Genomic DNA, 16,736 nt, shown 5'->3' on the forward strand with positions numbered 1-16,736 from the left:
CCCACCAGATCTGTGCGATTCGGAGACATCGGTTCACTTTTCTTGGGCCTAAAATCTCGCTTCGATATGGCGCCTGAGTGCTAAGTCTGTTTGGTAGTGAATCACCTGGAATCGCTCACCAGTCGGGTCATACTTGGATTCGACCTCATCCCAAACCGACGTGGCTTCCTGCTTGGCACAGAACGTTTCGATTGGTTTGTGCTCGTTCAACGAGCCATGAGGCCGAGCCCAGTTGTAGTGGTGTTGCCACTCGGCCAACCGCAATTCCACGTCAGGTGTTCGCGGATCAGTCACAGCCCAGAATTCTTCGCGGTTGGTTTTCTGCGAGCGTTCGACTTTGCCATTCAAATGCGGAGAGGCCGGTCGATTGGGGCGGAATTTGATGCAGTGGTCCATGAGCCACTGCTGAGCGGCCATCGCGAAGAATTCGCGACCGCGATCCGTTTGGACCCGCTGCACAGGAAACGGCATTTCTTCGATGACAGGGTCCAAGAAGACCAGCGTGCTGGCCGCAGTGCGTCGAGGGAACACGGCTAGACGCGATAGAGTGTGCAGTCATCGACGGCCGTATACTGATAACAGCCCGGGGCAATCTTACACGTGTCGAGTTGCACGCGGTCTCCAGGAATCAGTCGGGCATACTGATGGCGTGACTTCCGTCGAGCTGGGCGAACCAAAGGGAGCACCTGATTGGTAACCAATACCTTGTGAATCGAGTCGAGCGAGAGGCAGAGATCATGATGGCGCCGCAATTCGTGTTGAATCCGGCGCGCCCCTAACTTCCGCTCCGTACGCAGACTCAGAATCAAGGCGCCTCGTGCTCGAAAATGCGTCGGTTTGGAGATCGGGTGAGACGGCGGCTGCGACTGAGCTTCGCGATCCTTCGCTCAAGGTGGTCGAATACGTTTTATGCCATGGGTACCTCTCTGGTCAACTTCTGGTTTTGGTCGCAGGGATAATCTCCATTGTACTAAGCGCGCGGTAACCTCTCGGTTTCTCTATCTGCCTGATACGGCTGGCGGAGCTGCTTCCAGGGATCGTTCCCTCCTTTTGAGTCCCTACCACTGGGGAGATTGTCGATTTAGGTATTCCGGGGTACACCTGATGAACGCCCATTCCAAATGTTCTTGGTTCTCTGCGACGGCTGAGTGTCTAAGGGGATGGTGCAATAGGGTGCAAAAGAATTCTTTCCGGGAGACCTGCTGTATGCGTGAACCCGCTTCGCGACCATGGTCTGGACTCACGTCTCTGGTCCTCGTGGTGACGTTGTTGGCTGGTTGTGCCTCACCGACCTTGCGACGCGCTGAGCGCTTGGCCGAGGACGGCGAATGGGATAAAGCCGTGGTGGCCTATCGGGATGCCCTCAAGACGGACCCTTTCGATGAAGCGCTCAAAGACAAACTCGAGGCCGCCAAGCAACAGGCGGCGGTCCCCCATTACAGCAATGGACGTCGGGCATTGGAGGAGCGTCGCATCGCGGACGCCCTGACTGAGTTTAAGGCCGCGCTTGGCCTTGACCCGACGAAGGTGGAGCACCATACGGGCATGGCGGATGCGCTCCGACTGAAGGAAGCGAACGATCAACTGCACATGGCCGATAAGCTGCTCAACCTGGGCCGTACCGAGGAAGCCCTCACGGCCTATGAACGGGCGGTCGAACTCGATCCGCATCTGACGCAAGCCCTGACTCACATCACCGAGATCACGGCACAACAGCGCTCCACGAAGATGTTCGGCGGATCCAGCCAGCCCATTTCGCTCCGATTCCAAAACGCCAAGCTCAAAGAGGTCTTCGAAATCGTCGCACGGACGGCCGGCCTGAATGTGATCTTCGATAAAGAAGTGCGGGACGAACCGATCACGATCTTCCTCAAGGAGATGGCGTTCGACGATGCGCTGAACCTCATCCTGAATACCAATGGCATGGTTGCCCAACGGGTGGCGCCCGAGACGCTGTTGATCATGCCGAACAACAAGCAGAAGCAGGCGCAATATCAGGATCTCCTGATGCGGACGTACTACTTGAATAATGCGAAGGCCAAAGACGCGGTGAATTTGCTCAGGACGATGTTGGAGAGCAAGCATATTTATGTCGATGAGAAGGTGAATGCGATCGTCGTACGTGAGGAGCCGGTAAAGCTGCAACTCGCTGAGAAATTACTCTTTGCGATCGATCGCCGTGAACCGGAGGTGGAGCTGGACGTCGAGGTGCTGGAGGTTAATCGCACGAAGAGTCTGAAGTACGGACTGAACTATGCCAAACAAGCCGGAACAGGACTGGTCCCGACGGGCGGATCGGGGGGGATCTCCACGGCGACAACTCAGTTTACGTATCAGCAGCTCACCTCCATTGGTCCACAAAGTTATCTGTTTACCTTGCCTGCGAGCGTCATCCTGGACTTTTTCAAACAGGAGTCCGATGCCCAGACCCTAGCCTCTCCCAAACTCCGCGTGATGAATAATAAGGCTGCATCCATCAACGTCGGCGACAAGCAGCCGATCTTGCTCTCCACGACGAACGTGTTGCCGGGTCAAGCTGCAACGGGCGCGGTGCCGACGACCTCCACGGTCACCTCCATTGAGTTCAAGGACGTGGGCGTCAAATTGACGGTCGAACCGACCATCAATTTGATGAACGAAGTGATGATGAAGATCAAGGTGGAGGTCACGCGGTTGGGCGATCAAGTGACCCTGCAGGCCGCGCCGGAGATCAAACAGTTTAAATTCGGCACGCGCACGGCAGAAACGGTCTTGATGTTGAAGGATGACGAAACGGTCGTGCTCGCGGGCCTCATTCAGGACGAAAAACGTAAGACTAAGTCCACCATCCCTTTCATCGGCGACATTCCCATCCTTGGCGACATTTTGACCTCCAAGCAGGATGATCGAGTGTCCACGGAGGTCGTGTTGACGATTACGCCTCGCGTGGTTCGTAACATGGATCTCCCGTCCTCGGCCGCACAGGCCTTTTGGTCGGGGACCGAGAATACCTTCGCGACATCGCAGCTCTATGCTCCGCAAGCGATCCCTGTGTCGCAGGCAACGAGTCAGAGCCAACGGCCGCATCCTGCTCCCGATTCGTTGGGATCGAAGCCAGGTATGCCTGCAGTCCCACCGAGTAGCGGGGCTCCAGCAATCGATACGGGATTGCCCGCTGGAGCAGGATCGGCACAGGAGGCACTTCCGCCATCAGGTCTTCCTACAGTGCCGAACGGGCAGGGCATAGTTCCCATGACCCCTGGCTCAGGTGGAGAGCGGGCGACCGGATCTCTGGTGCTCCGGCCGTTGGATGTATCCGCCGCAGTCGGGCAAGAGTTTCGAGTTGACCTGACGGCGTTGCATCTCGAACAGATCAGCGAGACCTCAGTCACCGTGACATTTGATCCCAAGCTCTTGGAGTTCCATCGAGTGACACCCGGGATGGTTGCACTGGCGTCTCGCACGGCCGAGGGCCAGGTCATGCTGACGCTGCGCCGCGATGGTGCCGTGCCGTCAGGCGAAGGGCTCCTCGCCATGCTGTTTTTCCAGGCCAAAGCCCCAGGACAGATTCCGCTGGATCTCCAGGTGTTGCCCGGGAAGGCCTCGCCGGCGGGGACTGATGTCACGGGCACCAGCCGCGCCATCATTCGGGCGCGATGAGGTCAATGGTGAGAGACACACCCCGACATGGCAACCGAGGCTTCACCCTCGTCGAACTGATGATGGTTGTGACGATTGTGGGAATTCTCGCGACGTTGGCGATTCCCTCATTTCAACGCTCGGTCATCAAGGCCCGTGAGGGGACGCTCAAGTATGACCTGGCCACTATGCGTGACGTGCTGGACCAGTATCGGGCGGACAAGGGAACCTATCCCCCAGCGCTGGGCGAGTTAGTGCAGGTGGGCTATCTCAAGCGGATTCCCGTCGATCCGTTTACCCACTCGGACCAAACCTGGCAGGTGATGGCCGATGAAGGAGAGAGCGGCGGCATTGCCGATATCCACAGTGGCAGTCCGCTCGTCGGACCAGAGGGCACTCCCTATAACACATGGTAGGTGTATGGACCGTCGTTCCCGAATCCGTACAGTCGCCGTTACGCTGATGGCCAGTGGTGTGATGCTGGTGGGGTGTGCAAGCCAGCGTCAGGATCGTCTTGCTTCCACTGACACACGGGAGCAGGTCCTGGCGGTGGCACGGGAGCGCGAAGCGGAGCTCTCGATGCTCCGGGCCGAGATGGCTGCGACCCGGATCGCCGCCGCGAAGAAAGAGGCCGAATTGGTTGAGCTGCGGGCGCTGGTCGCTCAACTCCGGCAAGAGAACACGGACAGCCACCAGCGATTGCTGGAAATCCGACAGGCCGTCGAGGTGCGTCAGACCGAGATGAATACCCTGAAGGCGGAGCGAGACCAATTGTTGGTCACGAAGCATGATCAGTCACTCACAGCTCTCAAGGAGGGGCTGATGGTGCTCACCAAACAACTCGACGACGTACGGCAGGACATCGGCCAGAAGGCTGCACGCACATCGGGGAAAGCACTTCGGCCGCCGGTGGAACGCACCACCGCATCGTCGCCACCAGTGGTGACGCCATCACCCGTCCAGGTGCGCCCCTCACACGTATACGAAGGTCCCTCTTCCACATCAGCCGTCTCGCTGGTGGCCATCCATGCCGCGCAGACCCCTTCGGACGTGCTTCGGATTCGCGTGCAACCAGGGGAGTCCTTGTCAGGTCTCGCGCGCCGCTACCGCACCACGGTGACGGCGATTGCGCAGCTCAATCAGTTGCACACCGATGTGATTGCCGTAGGCCAGGGGCTACTAATATCGTCCCCTAGTTCTTCACCGAGTGACCGGGAGCGTTAAACGATGCCGACACTGGTTCGACAGGCGACCCTGCTGGATGTCTTGGTTCGACGAGGTGTGCTGACAGCCGCCCAGGCTGATGAGGCGTCAGCTCAGGTGTCAGGCCCAGAACGGCAACTGCATGCGTCCTTAGTGGCTGATGGGCTTCTCACCGACGCGGAATTGGCTCAGGCGTTGGCCGAGCAGTGCGGAGTGCCCTACCACTCGCTTCACGAGTTCCGGGTGGACTTCGAATCGTTCCCCTCAATACCAGTCGACGTCATGCGGCAGTTCGAATGCGTACCCATTGGAGAGGAGGAGGGAGCATTCCTGTTGGCGCTGGCGGACCCCACTGATTTGCCGCGGCTTGATCAACTGGAACGAGCGCTTGGGCGGAGTTGTCGAATCCATGTGGCACCGCGTTCTGCCATCGCTGAGTCGCTTCGTGAGAGTACGCGGAATAGCCAGGTGGTTGCCAAAATTAAGGATGAATTCCGTCCGCTGTTGGTGCGTGAGAACGATGAAGGCGAAGAAGTCCTCTCCGTGGAGAAGGTGCAACGGGATCTGAGTCCGATTGTCCAACTGGTCGATACGATCATCCTCAACGCGCTGCAGAAACGAGCCAGTGATATCCATCTCGAGCCGGCAGATGGCGTCACGGAGATTAAGTATCGCATCGACGGCGTGTTGTACCTGGCCATGGAACCTTTGGATCTGCGCTTCCACAATCCGCTCGTCTCGCGCATCAAAGTCATGTCGGATCTCGACATTGCGGAGCGTCGGGTCCCACAAGATGGGCGGTTCAAGCTCCGCCTCGAGAAGCGCACCATCGATTTTCGTATCTCCGTCATCCCCAGCGCCTTCGGGGAATCGGTCGTTATTCGTATTCTCGCCAAGGAAGAATTTGCCGCGAAACGGAACGGCCTGCACCTCGACTCGCTGGGGCTGAAGAAAGACGATTTGGACCGGTTCCGCCGCGCCATCACGGCGTCCTATGGCATGGTGCTGGTCACCGGGCCGACGGGAAGCGGGAAGACGACGACGCTCTATGCCGCCCTGAACGAAGTGAACACGAAAGAGGACAAGATCATTACGATTGAAGATCCCGTCGAATATCAGCTGGCGGGCGTCGTGCAAATTCCCGTGAACGAGAAGAAGGGGCTCACCTTCGCAAAGGGATTGCGGTCGATTCTTCGTCACGACCCCGACAAGATCATGGTGGGGGAAATTCGTGATGCCGAGACGGCCCAGATTGCGATCCAATCGGCCCTGACCGGACACTTAGTCTTCTCAACCGTGCACGCCAACAATGCCTTTGATGTGATCGGCCGGTTCGTGAACATGGGGATCGAGCCCTATAACTTCGTCTCGTCTCTGAACTGCATCATGGCCCAACGGCTGGTCCGCACCATCTGTGAATCCTGTAAGGCCCCGCACACCGTGTCTCAAGCTCAGTGTGAACAACTGGGGTTTGATTACGAGCTCTTCAAGGACCGTCCCGTGTATGAAGGCAAAGGGTGCCTGGACTGTCATGGATTGGGGTATCGCGGGCGCCATGCCATTACAGAGTTTCTGCCGCTCACCGATCGGATTCGGGAGTTGATGTTAGATCGGCGGCCGCCGTCTGAGATCAGGCGCGCGGCGGTCGAACAGGGGATGACCGATTTGCGTCAAGCCGGCGTGGAGAAGGTACGACGAGGGGAGACCACCATGCGCGAAGTCAATCGGATGACATTTTTGGGATAGTCGTATGAGGCCCACACTCTTTCCTATCCATCGTCCCCGTGTCGGCATCAGCGTGTCTGCATCCGCACTGAGTCTGGTGGCTCTCCGCCGGCCGTGGTTCCGCAGGCCCATCGTGAAACAGGTCGTGGAGCGTTCGTTGCCCAGTGGCTTGCTGAAGGTCTCCGCAACTGAGCCGCACATCACCGATCTGGATGCCTTCGTGCAGGAGTTACGTGCCTTGACCGAGGGGCTCAGCGAGCGAACGGTCGCGCTGAGTGTGCCCAATCGCGCGATGCACATGGGGGTGTTTGCGTTTGATCGATTCCCTGACGCGCCCGAAGAACGAGCAGGTCTGATCAAGTGGCGGTTTCGCGAGGACCTCAACCTGACGATTGGCGACGCTCGGGTGATGCTGCGGGTCTTCCCCACCGGGACACGCACCCAGGTACTGGCCGTGGCGGTGCGTCAGACAATTCTGGATCAATATGAGGACGTCTGCGGCCGGGCTGGGCTCATCCCGGTCTCAATGGGATTTTCGCACCTTCAACTCATCGGTCTCTATCGTCGTCTGATGAAGGGCACTCGACGGCTGTGCGTGATGCACTGGACTGGGGACGAGTTCATGCTGCTGCTGTTCGATCAGGGGCAACCAGTGTTTCTTCGCACCAAATCAATGACCGGTGGGACGCAGGATCTTCGACGCGAACTGGTCGGAACCCTACAGTACATGGCAGATCAGGCGACGACTGTCCATGAAACGGGTGAGTCCTCGTTTCCCCTGTACCTGATCGGTGGTCAGTCGAACGCATTGATCACGCAGCTGCTCGGAGGGGAGGCAACGGTGACGGTGCCTGGCCTTCGGGGTGGATGGCAGCTCGAGGTCGTGCCATTGGGATGGGACAGTCTTCCGGCCCATCTCAACAACCAGACGGGATCGTTGAACGGACTCTCGGCGATGGCGACGGTGGTCGGATGATGAGAAATCCGGTGGGCCTAGTGTGGATTCCATTCCTGCGCTCGCCGAGTGCGGTCAGCCCCGTGCCTCACATCGCATTCTCGGTCACGCCGACTGCCATTACCATTCTGCGTGTCATGCAGTGGATGGCGGTCGTCCTGTGCTGTGCCTCATTGGCAGTTGCGTTCACGTGGTGGGACGACAGTGTGGTGATGGAGGAGACCGCAACCCATCTGGATAAGGCGGTGCAGCGGTTGAATCAGGCCAATACCAGCCGTGCAGAGCGCATGACCCGTGAGCGACTGACGTTGTCAGCGGATCAGATTGCGACCATCACGCGTGATGTGCGGTTTGTCAATCAGCTCGCCGAAAAGCGGGCGTTCTCATGGTCCCGTTTGTTGGCAGATTTGGAGACCACTATTCCTCCACATATGGCCCTTCGTACCGTTCAATTGAACTTTCAGGACTCGACGGTGGCGCTTCACGGATCGGCGGCGTCGCTGCAAGACATCCATACGTTCATGACTAATTTGGAACACCATGCGGCGTTCCGGCATGCGGCGTTGGCCAGTCATCGTCTTGAGCATCAGGAGAGTCAGCCGGCGGGAGGCTCGCAGGCGAGCATGGCGACGCCGGACACCGTGCATTCTGCGCGAGGCGTAGACTTTCAGTTGACCGTGGGGTACCGACCGTTATTGTAGGCTGAACACATGGCGAATCTGCTCAGACATAGACAGTTGCCAGTATGTAGCCGGTCGCTGCTCTTATCATGCGTACCGCTCATGAGTGTCACGGTATTGGCTTGTGTAATTGCCGCGACGAACTATTTTTACAAATTGAGTCCTGCGCAGGAACATCTTGCTCAGGCCGAAGCGGCCTATCAGACCACCTTGCGGGCGCAGGCCGCACTGCAGGCCACACGCAAGACACAGGAGGAGATGCGAACGATCAAGCTGAAACTCGACGAGGTCTGGCGGGGTCTTCCGACCGAGACGGAGTTTGCCTCACTGGCGCTCGCCATTTCTGAACTGGGACGCAGCGAGCGAGTGACCATTCCCGGAATGCAATATGCGGTCGAGCGATCGCCCGCCGATGGCATGCCAGTGAAGGCGTCGATCTCGTTTTCCGTGACCGGCGACTATGCGGCGGTCTATCGGTTCATCCACCGATTGGAATCCGCTGATTCCTATGTGGTCATCGAGAGTCTCAACGCGAGCCGAACCGCGAAAAGTGACAAGGGGAGTTCGTCTTCCGTGGTCTTTCATGTCACGGTCGCGACGTTCTTGCGGCCAAATCCACCGACGGGGAGTCTGTCATGAGAGTACCGGGCAAAAACGTGATGCTTGGGGGGCTGATGGGACTGTGGGCGACGGTGGCCGCGGTGCAGGTCAGCAGTCTGCCGGAGTTGAGTGAGGTGCCACTGACCTATACCTCTGGACAGTCTGTGGCGAAGGCGGCAGCATCACATGTCGCGAAGGATGCCCTGGAGCTACGTCCGATGCGGATTGTGGCGGCGCACTTGCCGTCGACGCCGACACGCAACATTTTCGAAGCAGCCGAGACACCGACATCCGAAAAGCGCCTCGTCAGGGCAGCGGTGAACAAGAAAGAGATGCCACCTCCGATCCCGGTGCCGGTGGTCGCGATGCCGGTGGTTCCGCCCGCGCCACCGATGCCCTCTCCGGAAGAAGTGGCCGAACAGGCCGCGCGACTGGCGCGGGAGCGCGCCCGGCAGCAACTGCGGGAAGTGATGGCGCAGTACCGCTATCTTGGGTACCTGACCGGGCGGGGTGAGCAACAGGCGTTTCTCGGCAAGGGCCAGGAGATCTATATCATTCATCTTGGAGATACGCTCGACGGTCAATTTCAGGTGGCCTCTATCACTCCCACGACCGTCAAGATCCTCGCGGCACACGCCGACGTCGAAACCACCATCCAGCTGAAGACCGACTCTTCGGTCGAACCTTCGTAATTTCTTCGCGTTCACGCACGCCGACGAACATCCGTTGCTCGGGCAGGCCTTGGTGGACCAGTCCCCGGGTGCACGGGATTCGCGCTAGGGCCGAACGGGCCTAGCACGCCGCCACTCGTCCCGAGCCGTTTTTGTACCCTCCAAAAACACGAATCTGTTCGCCAGAAGCCAGATGCCGTGCTAGTTAAGGCTACGTACGCCCGCTCCTCGCGTGCTTCCCGCACCACCTGCTGCTGTTCACCGCTCACAAAGGATCGTCGATGACCCACGCGCGTGTTCGAACCGGCATGCTGAGTCGCATCATCGGGGCGGGGGGCCTGGCCCTTCTGGGTGCCATCCTGCTCTCTGTCACCTCGGTCTTCGCACAATCCTCGACGGTCACGCTCGATGCTTATCTGCATGGGAGCGGGGGGACCGCCAATCCCCCGACCTTGACGGCGGACCTCATTCCACCGCTCAGCCTCACAGCCAAGACCAAGGACTCCGCCGGCCTCGCATTCAGTGGGGGCAATCCCTGGGTGACCATGGGTACATGGACCCCGCCCGCCGGGATCAATGGCAAAGCGACCCTGACGGCGCTCACGACGGCGCACCTGTGGATGGGCTTCAAGAGCAGCGGGGATGTCGGCGGCAAAGTCGATGTGTTGGTCGACGTGCTGGTCAACGGGCAAGTCCTGAGTTCCGGCCTGACGCGCTGCGTGAGTACCCTGACCGCCTCCGCCAGTACCGCCCAAGACATCAGCCTCGCGCTGGGCAGCATCCCGACGACCCAACTTGATACCATGACGCAGACCCTCGCGCTTCGGATTTCCACCCGCATGGGGACCACGGCCAGCAATACGGCCTGTGGCACTAAAGCCAGCGTGACGGGAGTCCGTACCTATTACGATGCCCTCACTCGGGCCAGCCGTCTTGGCGTCACGATCGCCCTGCCGCCGCCGCAGCCGGTCGTGCTGCTGCCGAATCCTAAAACCATCCAGGCCGGATCGACCAGCTCGATCCTCGCCCTGTTGTTCCCAGTTCCGCTCCAGGCGACGACCCTGTCGGTGGTCAGTACTGCGACCAATGTGGCTACAGTCCCCAGTAGCATCGCCGTCGGCATCGGACAAGCTGTGGTCTCCATCCCGGTCACGGGGGTGAGCGCCGGCACCACCCAGCTCAAAGTCACCCTCAATGGCAAGACCATCACCGGCACTGTTCGGGTGGTGGGTGGAACCGCCACCATCAGTAGCCTCATCCCTTCGCCCCTCAGCATCACTCAAGGCGGGAGCGGGCAGTTGACTGTCTCGCTCAATGCCACTCAGGCGACCAATACGGTCGTCGCCCTCAGCAGTTCCGCCGGCAGTATCGCGGCGGTCCCGGCGACCGTCACGGTGCCGGCCGGTCAGGTGAGTGCCGCGTTCAACGTGGCGGCGAACACGGCGGGTCAAGCGGACATCACGGCGACCCTCAATGGGACCAGTGCGACCAGCCATGTGACCGTCACCCCGGCCTTGCCCACGGTGGTCTCGCTCACGCCGCCGGCGAACCAGCTCACGCTCGGCGCCACGACGCCATTGACGGTGGCGATCTCTGCGGCCCAAGTCGGCCCGACGGTGGTGACCTTGACCAGCACCCCCAGTGGCCTCGTGACGGTCCCACCCTCGGTGATCGTTCCGGCTGGGCAGACGACCGTTTCGTTTACGGTGACCTCCGTCGCGTTGGGCACGGCCATGGTCCGGGCGACGCTTGGCAGTTCACTGGCGGAAGCCGCCATCGATGTCGTGCCACCAGTGGTGGCACTGGTGGACTTCCAGCCTGCGAGTCAGTCCCTCGTCGTCGGGGCCATTGGCACCCTGACCGTCACCCTCAACGCGGCCCAAAGCAGTCCGACGGATCTCGCGCTCTCCGTGGACCAGCCGACCGTACTCCAGATTCCCGCCACGCAGACGGTGACCGTCCCGCCCAACCAGACGCAGGCCATCTTCACGGTCACGGCCCTGGCCACGGGTACCGCGCAGGTGACGGCGACCCTGGGCGCCATCAGTAAGCAGGCGACCGTGACGGTGACGCCGCAGCCGCCGCAAGTGCTCTCGCTCACGCCGAGTCCGCTGGCCGTGGTGCAGGGGGCCACCGGGACGCTGACCGTCACCCTCAACGCCGCGCAAGCGACCGATACGGTGGTCCCGATCACGACCACCAATGCCACCATCGTGGGAGTTCCGGTCAGTGTCACCGTGCCGGCCGGGCTGACGACGGCGCCGGTTTCGGTGAGTGGCCTGACCATCGGGACCGCGCCGGTCACCGCCACGTTGAATGGGACGGCGACGGCGACCGTGAATATCGTGCCCCCTCCGCCGGTCGTCACGGCGCTTGCCCCGATTTCGCCGGTCACCGCTCCCTTGACCCTGGCCAAGGGCCGCACGGGCGTTTTGCAGGTCACGATCAATCGAGCCCCGACGGATCCGACGGTCATCACCCTCCAGAACAGTGCGACCTCCGTGGTGACGGTGCCGCCGAGTGTCACGGTCGCCGCCGGGCAACTGACGGCGTCATTCCCCGTCACGACTCAGACCCAAGGCCAGGCCACCATTACAGCCTCGTTCAATAGCACCAGCGCCACCGCCCAGGTCGTCGTCACGGCGCCGGAGGTGGAGTCGCTCACCGTTGCGCCTGCCGCCCCGACGGCTTTTGCAGGGGAATCAGTTGCCTTCACGGCCACGGGCTTGTTCACCGACGGCAGCAGCCAACCGCTAGCGAACGACATCACCTGGAGCTCGACCAATCAGTCAGTCGCCTCCATTGGCAGCAGCGGCCTGGCCACGGCCTTGACCGTTGGCACCACCACGATCAGGGCCACCGTGACCACGTCGGTCGGCCCGGTGACCGGCGAGACGACGCTCACGGTGCAACCCGCGCCGGCATTGGTGGTGACGCCGCTCACGACGTCGCTGACGGTCGGCCAGAGCGCGCTGTTCACGGTCGGGACCGCCGTGGCCCCCACTTCGGCGCTCACGGTCACGTTGGCCATTTCCGGCAGCGGCACTGCGCTCCTCAGCCCCGTCTCGGTCGTGATCTCTGCCGGACAAACGACCTCGCCCACGCCGGTGCAAGTCACTGCGACGGGGATCGGCTCGGTGATCCTCACCGCCACCGCGCCGGTGCGACAACCGGCCAGCAGCACGCTCACGATCACCGCCGGCCTCCCGGTGATTACCAGCGTGAGCCCTGTCAGTGGTGTGATCGGATCGGTGGTGACCCTGAGCGGGTCGAGCTTTAATCCCGTGGCGGCCAACAATCAGGTCCGGTTCGGTGGTGTCCTTGCGACGGTTCTCTCCGTCAGCACGACCGGGAGCTCGCTCACCACCGCCGTGCCCGTCGGGGCCCTCACGGGACCGGTGACGGTCACGACCCCCCTCGGCATCGCGACCAGTCCAGTGCCATTCACCCTCCTCAATAGTGCGCCCGTCCTCTCGCCCATCGGAAACAAAACGCTGTCGTTAGGCAGCACGCTGGCCTTTACAGTGTCCGGGGTCGATCCGAACGGGCAACCCGTGACGTATAGTGCGCAGCAGGCCGCACCGGCGTCGCCGACGTTGCCGGCACATATGACGTTCAATGGCCAGACGGGTGTGTTCAGCTTCACGCCCGATGCGACGCAGGTCGGCACGTTCAACCTCGTCTTCGTGGCCTCTGACGGATCGGTCTCCTCGTCAGAAACCATTGCCCTCACCGTGACGGGGGCCGTCCCCGGCGCACCGACCAGCTTGTCTGGCCGAGTGGACGATAGTTCCGGCAATCCCGTCGTCGGCGTGGCCGTGTCCTTACGCGATGTGCCGACGACGACCACGACGAACACGGCGGGCGAATTCACCCTCGCCTTTGCCGGCCATCCGGCGGGGCGTCAACTCCTCGTCGTCACGGGGCTTCCGGCCGGATATGCGAACTTAGTGGCGCCCGTGGATCTGATCGCCAATACGGCGAATGTGTTGCCGAGTCCCGTCACCACACCGCCGTTGGATCTCGCGACGGCCGTCACCGTGAACCCTGCGGCCACAACCACGCTGACGAGTGCAACCGCCCATGTGACGGTCGTGATTCCACCCGGCCGGGCGAAGAATGCCGATGGCACGCCCTATACGGGGCAGCTGACGATCAGCCCTGTCCCGGAATACGGGCGTCCAGAATCGCGGCCCGTGGAATTGCGGCCAGGTCTCTCAGTGACGATTCAACCGGCGGGCGTCATCCTCGATCCGCCTGTCCCCATCACCTTTCCGAATGTCGACAATATGCCGCCGGGCAACGAGTTTGACCTCTGGTCCTTGTATCCGGACACCGGCACCTTCTTGGTGGTCGGCCGGATGCGGGTCAGTGCCGACGGGGCGACCGTGGAAATGATTCCCGGCACCGGAGGGGTTCGCAAGACGGCCTGGCATTTTGCCATGCCTCCGGAATCCAGGGGAGATGTCGCCGAAGTGCCGAGCAAGGATGGGGACTGTGTGGCCTGTCGGACGGGCTCGGAAGCGGACCTCACAGCCGGTGCCTTGGCTCTAGACGAACTCATCCCGGGGATTCGCACGCTGGGGGTCACACGGGATCTGGCCCTTCACTATCGGTCGACCAATGCGGACGTGCAACGCATTGTCCCGGTGAACGCGACGCTTCGAGTGCAGGCGGCCGTGCCGACAACCTTTTCGGCGCGCCTCTCGATCGGTGGGGTCCAGCTCGGACAGGACCGGTATTGGGATAGTCGTGCCTTGCCGGAAAATGCGGATTCCGTCTCCCGTCTCGGGGTGCAATTCGATGGCAGCGCCCTCCCGACCGGCGTCTATCCGTCTGAACTCCTCCTGTTTTCTAACTACCCGCAGTCGAGCATCGGCGGGGTGACGCGGAGTCAGGTCTTGCTCCGGAACGAACAGGCGAGCCCGTTCGGTGCCGGGTGGACCATGACGGCCCTGGATCGCCTCTATCCACAATCGGACGGATCGGTCCTGTTGGCCAAGGGAACCGGCAGTACGCTGCTCTATGGTGCGGCGGGACGGCCACTCGTGGTGGAGAGTTTCGATCAGGCCCGCAGCCTGACGGTCAGCGGCGTCAACGCCAGTTTTGTCGCCGGTCCGATGCATGCGGCGGCGCGCGCCGACCTCTTGAACCCCGCCAACTTTGGGGCGCTCGGGACGATCCGTCGACCCGTCACCCTTCGGAGCGGGCTCAACGTCGTCACGTTACCGGCCTTGGCCGGCGTGGATGTGTTCGTCCTGAATCTTCTGACGACCGAATTGACGGCCACGGAAGTGCAGGTGCTGGAGCAATTCGTGCGCGAAGGAGGGACCGTTCTGGAAATTCGGAATACGGCCGTGACCCGGCCGTTGCTCTTTGGAACCTTGCCCGCGCCGTTCATCGGCGACCTCACGGCAGACGTGACGCCGGAGGGTCTCACGTCGCTGCTGGGCAATGGGCCGTTCGGCACGATCATCAGCCCCTTGCTGACCGGCGGGAATGCGGGGTATGCGACCACCGGGTTGGCGACCGTGCTGGCCCGGAATGATCTCGGCCCGAACGTCCTTCTCCTGCCGCCGGGGACAGTCTTCTCCGGAGCGGGACGGGCAGTCTTGATTGGGGATGAAGAGATCGTGGCTTCAGGCTATACGGGTGGTGCGGGGGCGAACCGCTATACGGAAGGATCGAATCGCACCTTCTTTCTGAACGCGATGGCCTACCTGGCCAGTGCTCCAGGATACAGGCCTGTATTGCCGACGGGCCCGACCGCCATCACGTTGCAAGGCCCCCCGGATGAGTATGCGGTCTTGGTGCGACAGGTGGATGGCACCTATACCCGAACCGCCAAAGACGGCACGGTGTCCCAATTCAGCCCGCAGGGCCTGTTCACGAGTCTGCGCGATCGGAACGGGAACCAGACCACCTATGCCTATGATGGCAGCGGACGACTGTTGACCATCACGGACCCGACCGGGCAGGTGACCACGCTGGCCTATAGTGGGACCAAGGTGCAGAGCATCACGGACCCGGCGGGTCGCGTGACGCAATTGGAGTATGACGCGGCGGGCAACCTTCAGCGGCTTCGCGGCGCCGATGGGACGGCGGTGACGTTCGCCTACGATGCACAGCATCGGCTGATTCGTCGGACCGATGCCCGGAATCAGATCACGCAGTACACCTATGAGGCCAGCGGTCGATTTGCCCAGGCGACATCGCCGGACGGGACGACCCGCGCGGTCATTCCCAGTCACACCATGGCGGTGCCAAATTTTGCTGCGGGGCAGGGGACGGCCGGCAACCCGGCGCCCTTGAGTACCACGAGTGTCAACCGAGCCACGTTTACGGATGCCACCAATCACAGCACAACCTTTGAACTGGACGCGCTGAGCCGTATCACGAAGCAGACCGATGCGTTGAACCGCGTGACCACCATCACGCGGGACGCCCGGGGCAATCCTACGCAGATCGTCCGTCCCAATGGCGCGGTCACCACCATGACTTACGACGCGAAAGGCAATCTACTCACGAGTACGGAGCAGGCCCTCGCCGCGACGACGACATTTACGTACGAGCCCACCTTCAACCAGGTGACCAGCATCCGCGATCCCAAGGGGAACCTGACGCAGATCGCCTATGACGCCAAGGGCAATCCGCTGACGATCACCGACGCGCTGAACCAGGTGACCACGTTCACGTACAGCCCGCAGGGCCTCTTGCTCACCACTAAGGACGCGCTGAATCAGACCACCACGTTTACCTATGACGCGCTGGGCCGACTGCTCACCACGACCGATCCACTGAACCGGACGACCACGCTGACCTACGACGCCGCGGGCAATGTCGCGACCAGCACCGATGCCCTCAACCGCGTCACCACGTTCGCCTATGACGTGAAGAACCGGCTCACCCAGGTGACCGATCCCAATACGGGTGTCACGGCTTATGCCTACGACGGCACCGGCAATCTCCTGACCGTCACCGACGCCAAGAACCAGGTGACCACCTTTGCCTACGATGGCCGGAACCGGCTGCTCAGCACCACCGATCCCCTCGGCAAGATCGAGCGCTATACCTACGACGGGAATGACAACCTGCTCACCAGAATCACGCCTAAGAACGAGACCATCAGCTTCGCCTACGATGCCGTGAACCAATTACTCAGCAAGACTCTGCCGGGCAGCCAGGTGACGAGTTACCTCTATGATCTCGCCGGCAACTTGACCACTGTGACCGATCCGGATAGCGTGCTGACCATGACCTATGATCTGGCGAATCGCCTCATTA

11 protein-coding genes are annotated in these 16,736 nt (G+C 61.3%); 9 read left to right on the plus strand and 2 right to left on the minus strand.

All coding sequences use genetic code 11. From position 1 onward, the window contains the following. Positions 1–48: 48 nt before the first annotated feature. Both GDA65_16440 and GDA65_16445 read right to left on the minus strand, forming a co-directional pair. Positions 49–531, minus strand: a complete 483-nt coding sequence (locus tag GDA65_16440; protein ID MBA5864278.1) for a transposase — start codon at positions 529–531, stop codon at positions 49–51. Between the two features lie 2 nt (positions 532–533). Beyond that, positions 534–809 carry a hypothetical protein gene (locus GDA65_16445; protein MBA5864279.1) on the minus strand — a complete coding sequence of 92 codons (276 nt, stop codon included), beginning with the start codon at positions 807–809 and terminating at the stop codon, positions 534–536. 100 nt (positions 810–909) lie between these two features. Between GDA65_16445 and GDA65_16450 the strand changes: the two genes are divergently transcribed. From GDA65_16450 to GDA65_16490, 9 genes are all read left to right on the plus strand, one after another. Next, positions 910–3,639 (plus strand): hypothetical protein, encoded by a 2,730-nt coding sequence (locus tag GDA65_16450; GenBank protein MBA5864280.1) that lies wholly within the window; start codon positions 910–912, stop codon positions 3,637–3,639. Further along, a complete protein-coding gene (locus GDA65_16455) occupies positions 3,636–4,034 on the plus strand; it encodes a prepilin-type N-terminal cleavage/methylation domain-containing protein (GenBank protein MBA5864281.1) in 399 nt (132 codons plus the stop codon). The genes GDA65_16450 and GDA65_16455 overlap by 4 nt, the downstream gene beginning before the upstream one ends. Next, on the plus strand, positions 3,949–4,842 hold the full coding sequence (locus GDA65_16460; protein MBA5864282.1) for a LysM peptidoglycan-binding domain-containing protein: 894 nt from the start codon (positions 3,949–3,951) through the stop codon (positions 4,840–4,842). Before GDA65_16455 ends, GDA65_16460 begins: the two co-directional genes overlap by 86 nt. Before the next feature lie 3 nt (positions 4,843–4,845). Next, entirely contained in the window at positions 4,846–6,567 is a 1,722-nt protein-coding gene (locus GDA65_16465) for a pilus assembly protein PilB (GenBank protein ID MBA5864283.1), read from the plus strand. Between the two features lie 4 nt (positions 6,568–6,571). After that, entirely contained in the window at positions 6,572–7,522 is a 951-nt protein-coding gene (locus tag GDA65_16470; protein MBA5864284.1) for a hypothetical protein, read from the plus strand. Further along, a complete protein-coding gene (locus GDA65_16475; protein MBA5864285.1) occupies positions 7,414–8,202 on the plus strand; it encodes a hypothetical protein in 789 nt (262 codons plus the stop codon). Before GDA65_16470 ends, GDA65_16475 begins: the two co-directional genes overlap by 109 nt. 9 nt (positions 8,203–8,211) lie before the next feature. After that, on the plus strand, positions 8,212–8,820 hold the full coding sequence (gene pilO, locus GDA65_16480) for a type 4a pilus biogenesis protein PilO (protein ID MBA5864286.1): 609 nt from the start codon (positions 8,212–8,214) through the stop codon (positions 8,818–8,820). Next, positions 8,817–9,473, plus strand: coding sequence for a hypothetical protein (locus tag GDA65_16485; GenBank protein MBA5864287.1), 657 nt, complete (start codon positions 8,817–8,819; stop codon positions 9,471–9,473). Before pilO ends, GDA65_16485 begins: the two co-directional genes overlap by 4 nt. 260 nt (positions 9,474–9,733) lie before the next feature. Further along, the coding region (locus tag GDA65_16490) for a hypothetical protein (GenBank protein ID MBA5864288.1) at positions 9,734–16,736 on the plus strand (7,003 nt) is incomplete at its 3' end.

Origin of the sequence: Nitrospira sp. CR1.1, assembly GCA_014055465.1 — a bacterium.
Lineage (GTDB): Bacteria > Nitrospirota > Nitrospiria > Nitrospirales > Nitrospiraceae > Nitrospira_A.

Coding starts and splice junctions, on each gene's coding strand:
- GDA65_16460 (MBA5864282.1), top strand. CDS start 3,949: ATGAAGGAGAGAGCGGCGGCATTGCCGATATCCACAGTGGCAGTCCGC.
- GDA65_16475 (MBA5864285.1), top strand. CDS start 7,414: ATGGCAGCTCGAGGTCGTGCCATTGGGATGGGACAGTCTTCCGGCCCA.
- GDA65_16455 (MBA5864281.1), top strand. CDS start 3,636: ATGAGGTCAATGGTGAGAGACACACCCCGACATGGCAACCGAGGCTTC.
- pilO (MBA5864286.1), top strand. CDS start 8,212: ATGGCGAATCTGCTCAGACATAGACAGTTGCCAGTATGTAGCCGGTCG.
- GDA65_16470 (MBA5864284.1), top strand. CDS start 6,572: ATGAGGCCCACACTCTTTCCTATCCATCGTCCCCGTGTCGGCATCAGC.
- GDA65_16485 (MBA5864287.1), top strand. CDS start 8,817: ATGAGAGTACCGGGCAAAAACGTGATGCTTGGGGGGCTGATGGGACTG.
- GDA65_16450 (MBA5864280.1), top strand. CDS start 910: ATGCCATGGGTACCTCTCTGGTCAACTTCTGGTTTTGGTCGCAGGGAT.
- GDA65_16465 (MBA5864283.1), top strand. CDS start 4,846: ATGCCGACACTGGTTCGACAGGCGACCCTGCTGGATGTCTTGGTTCGA.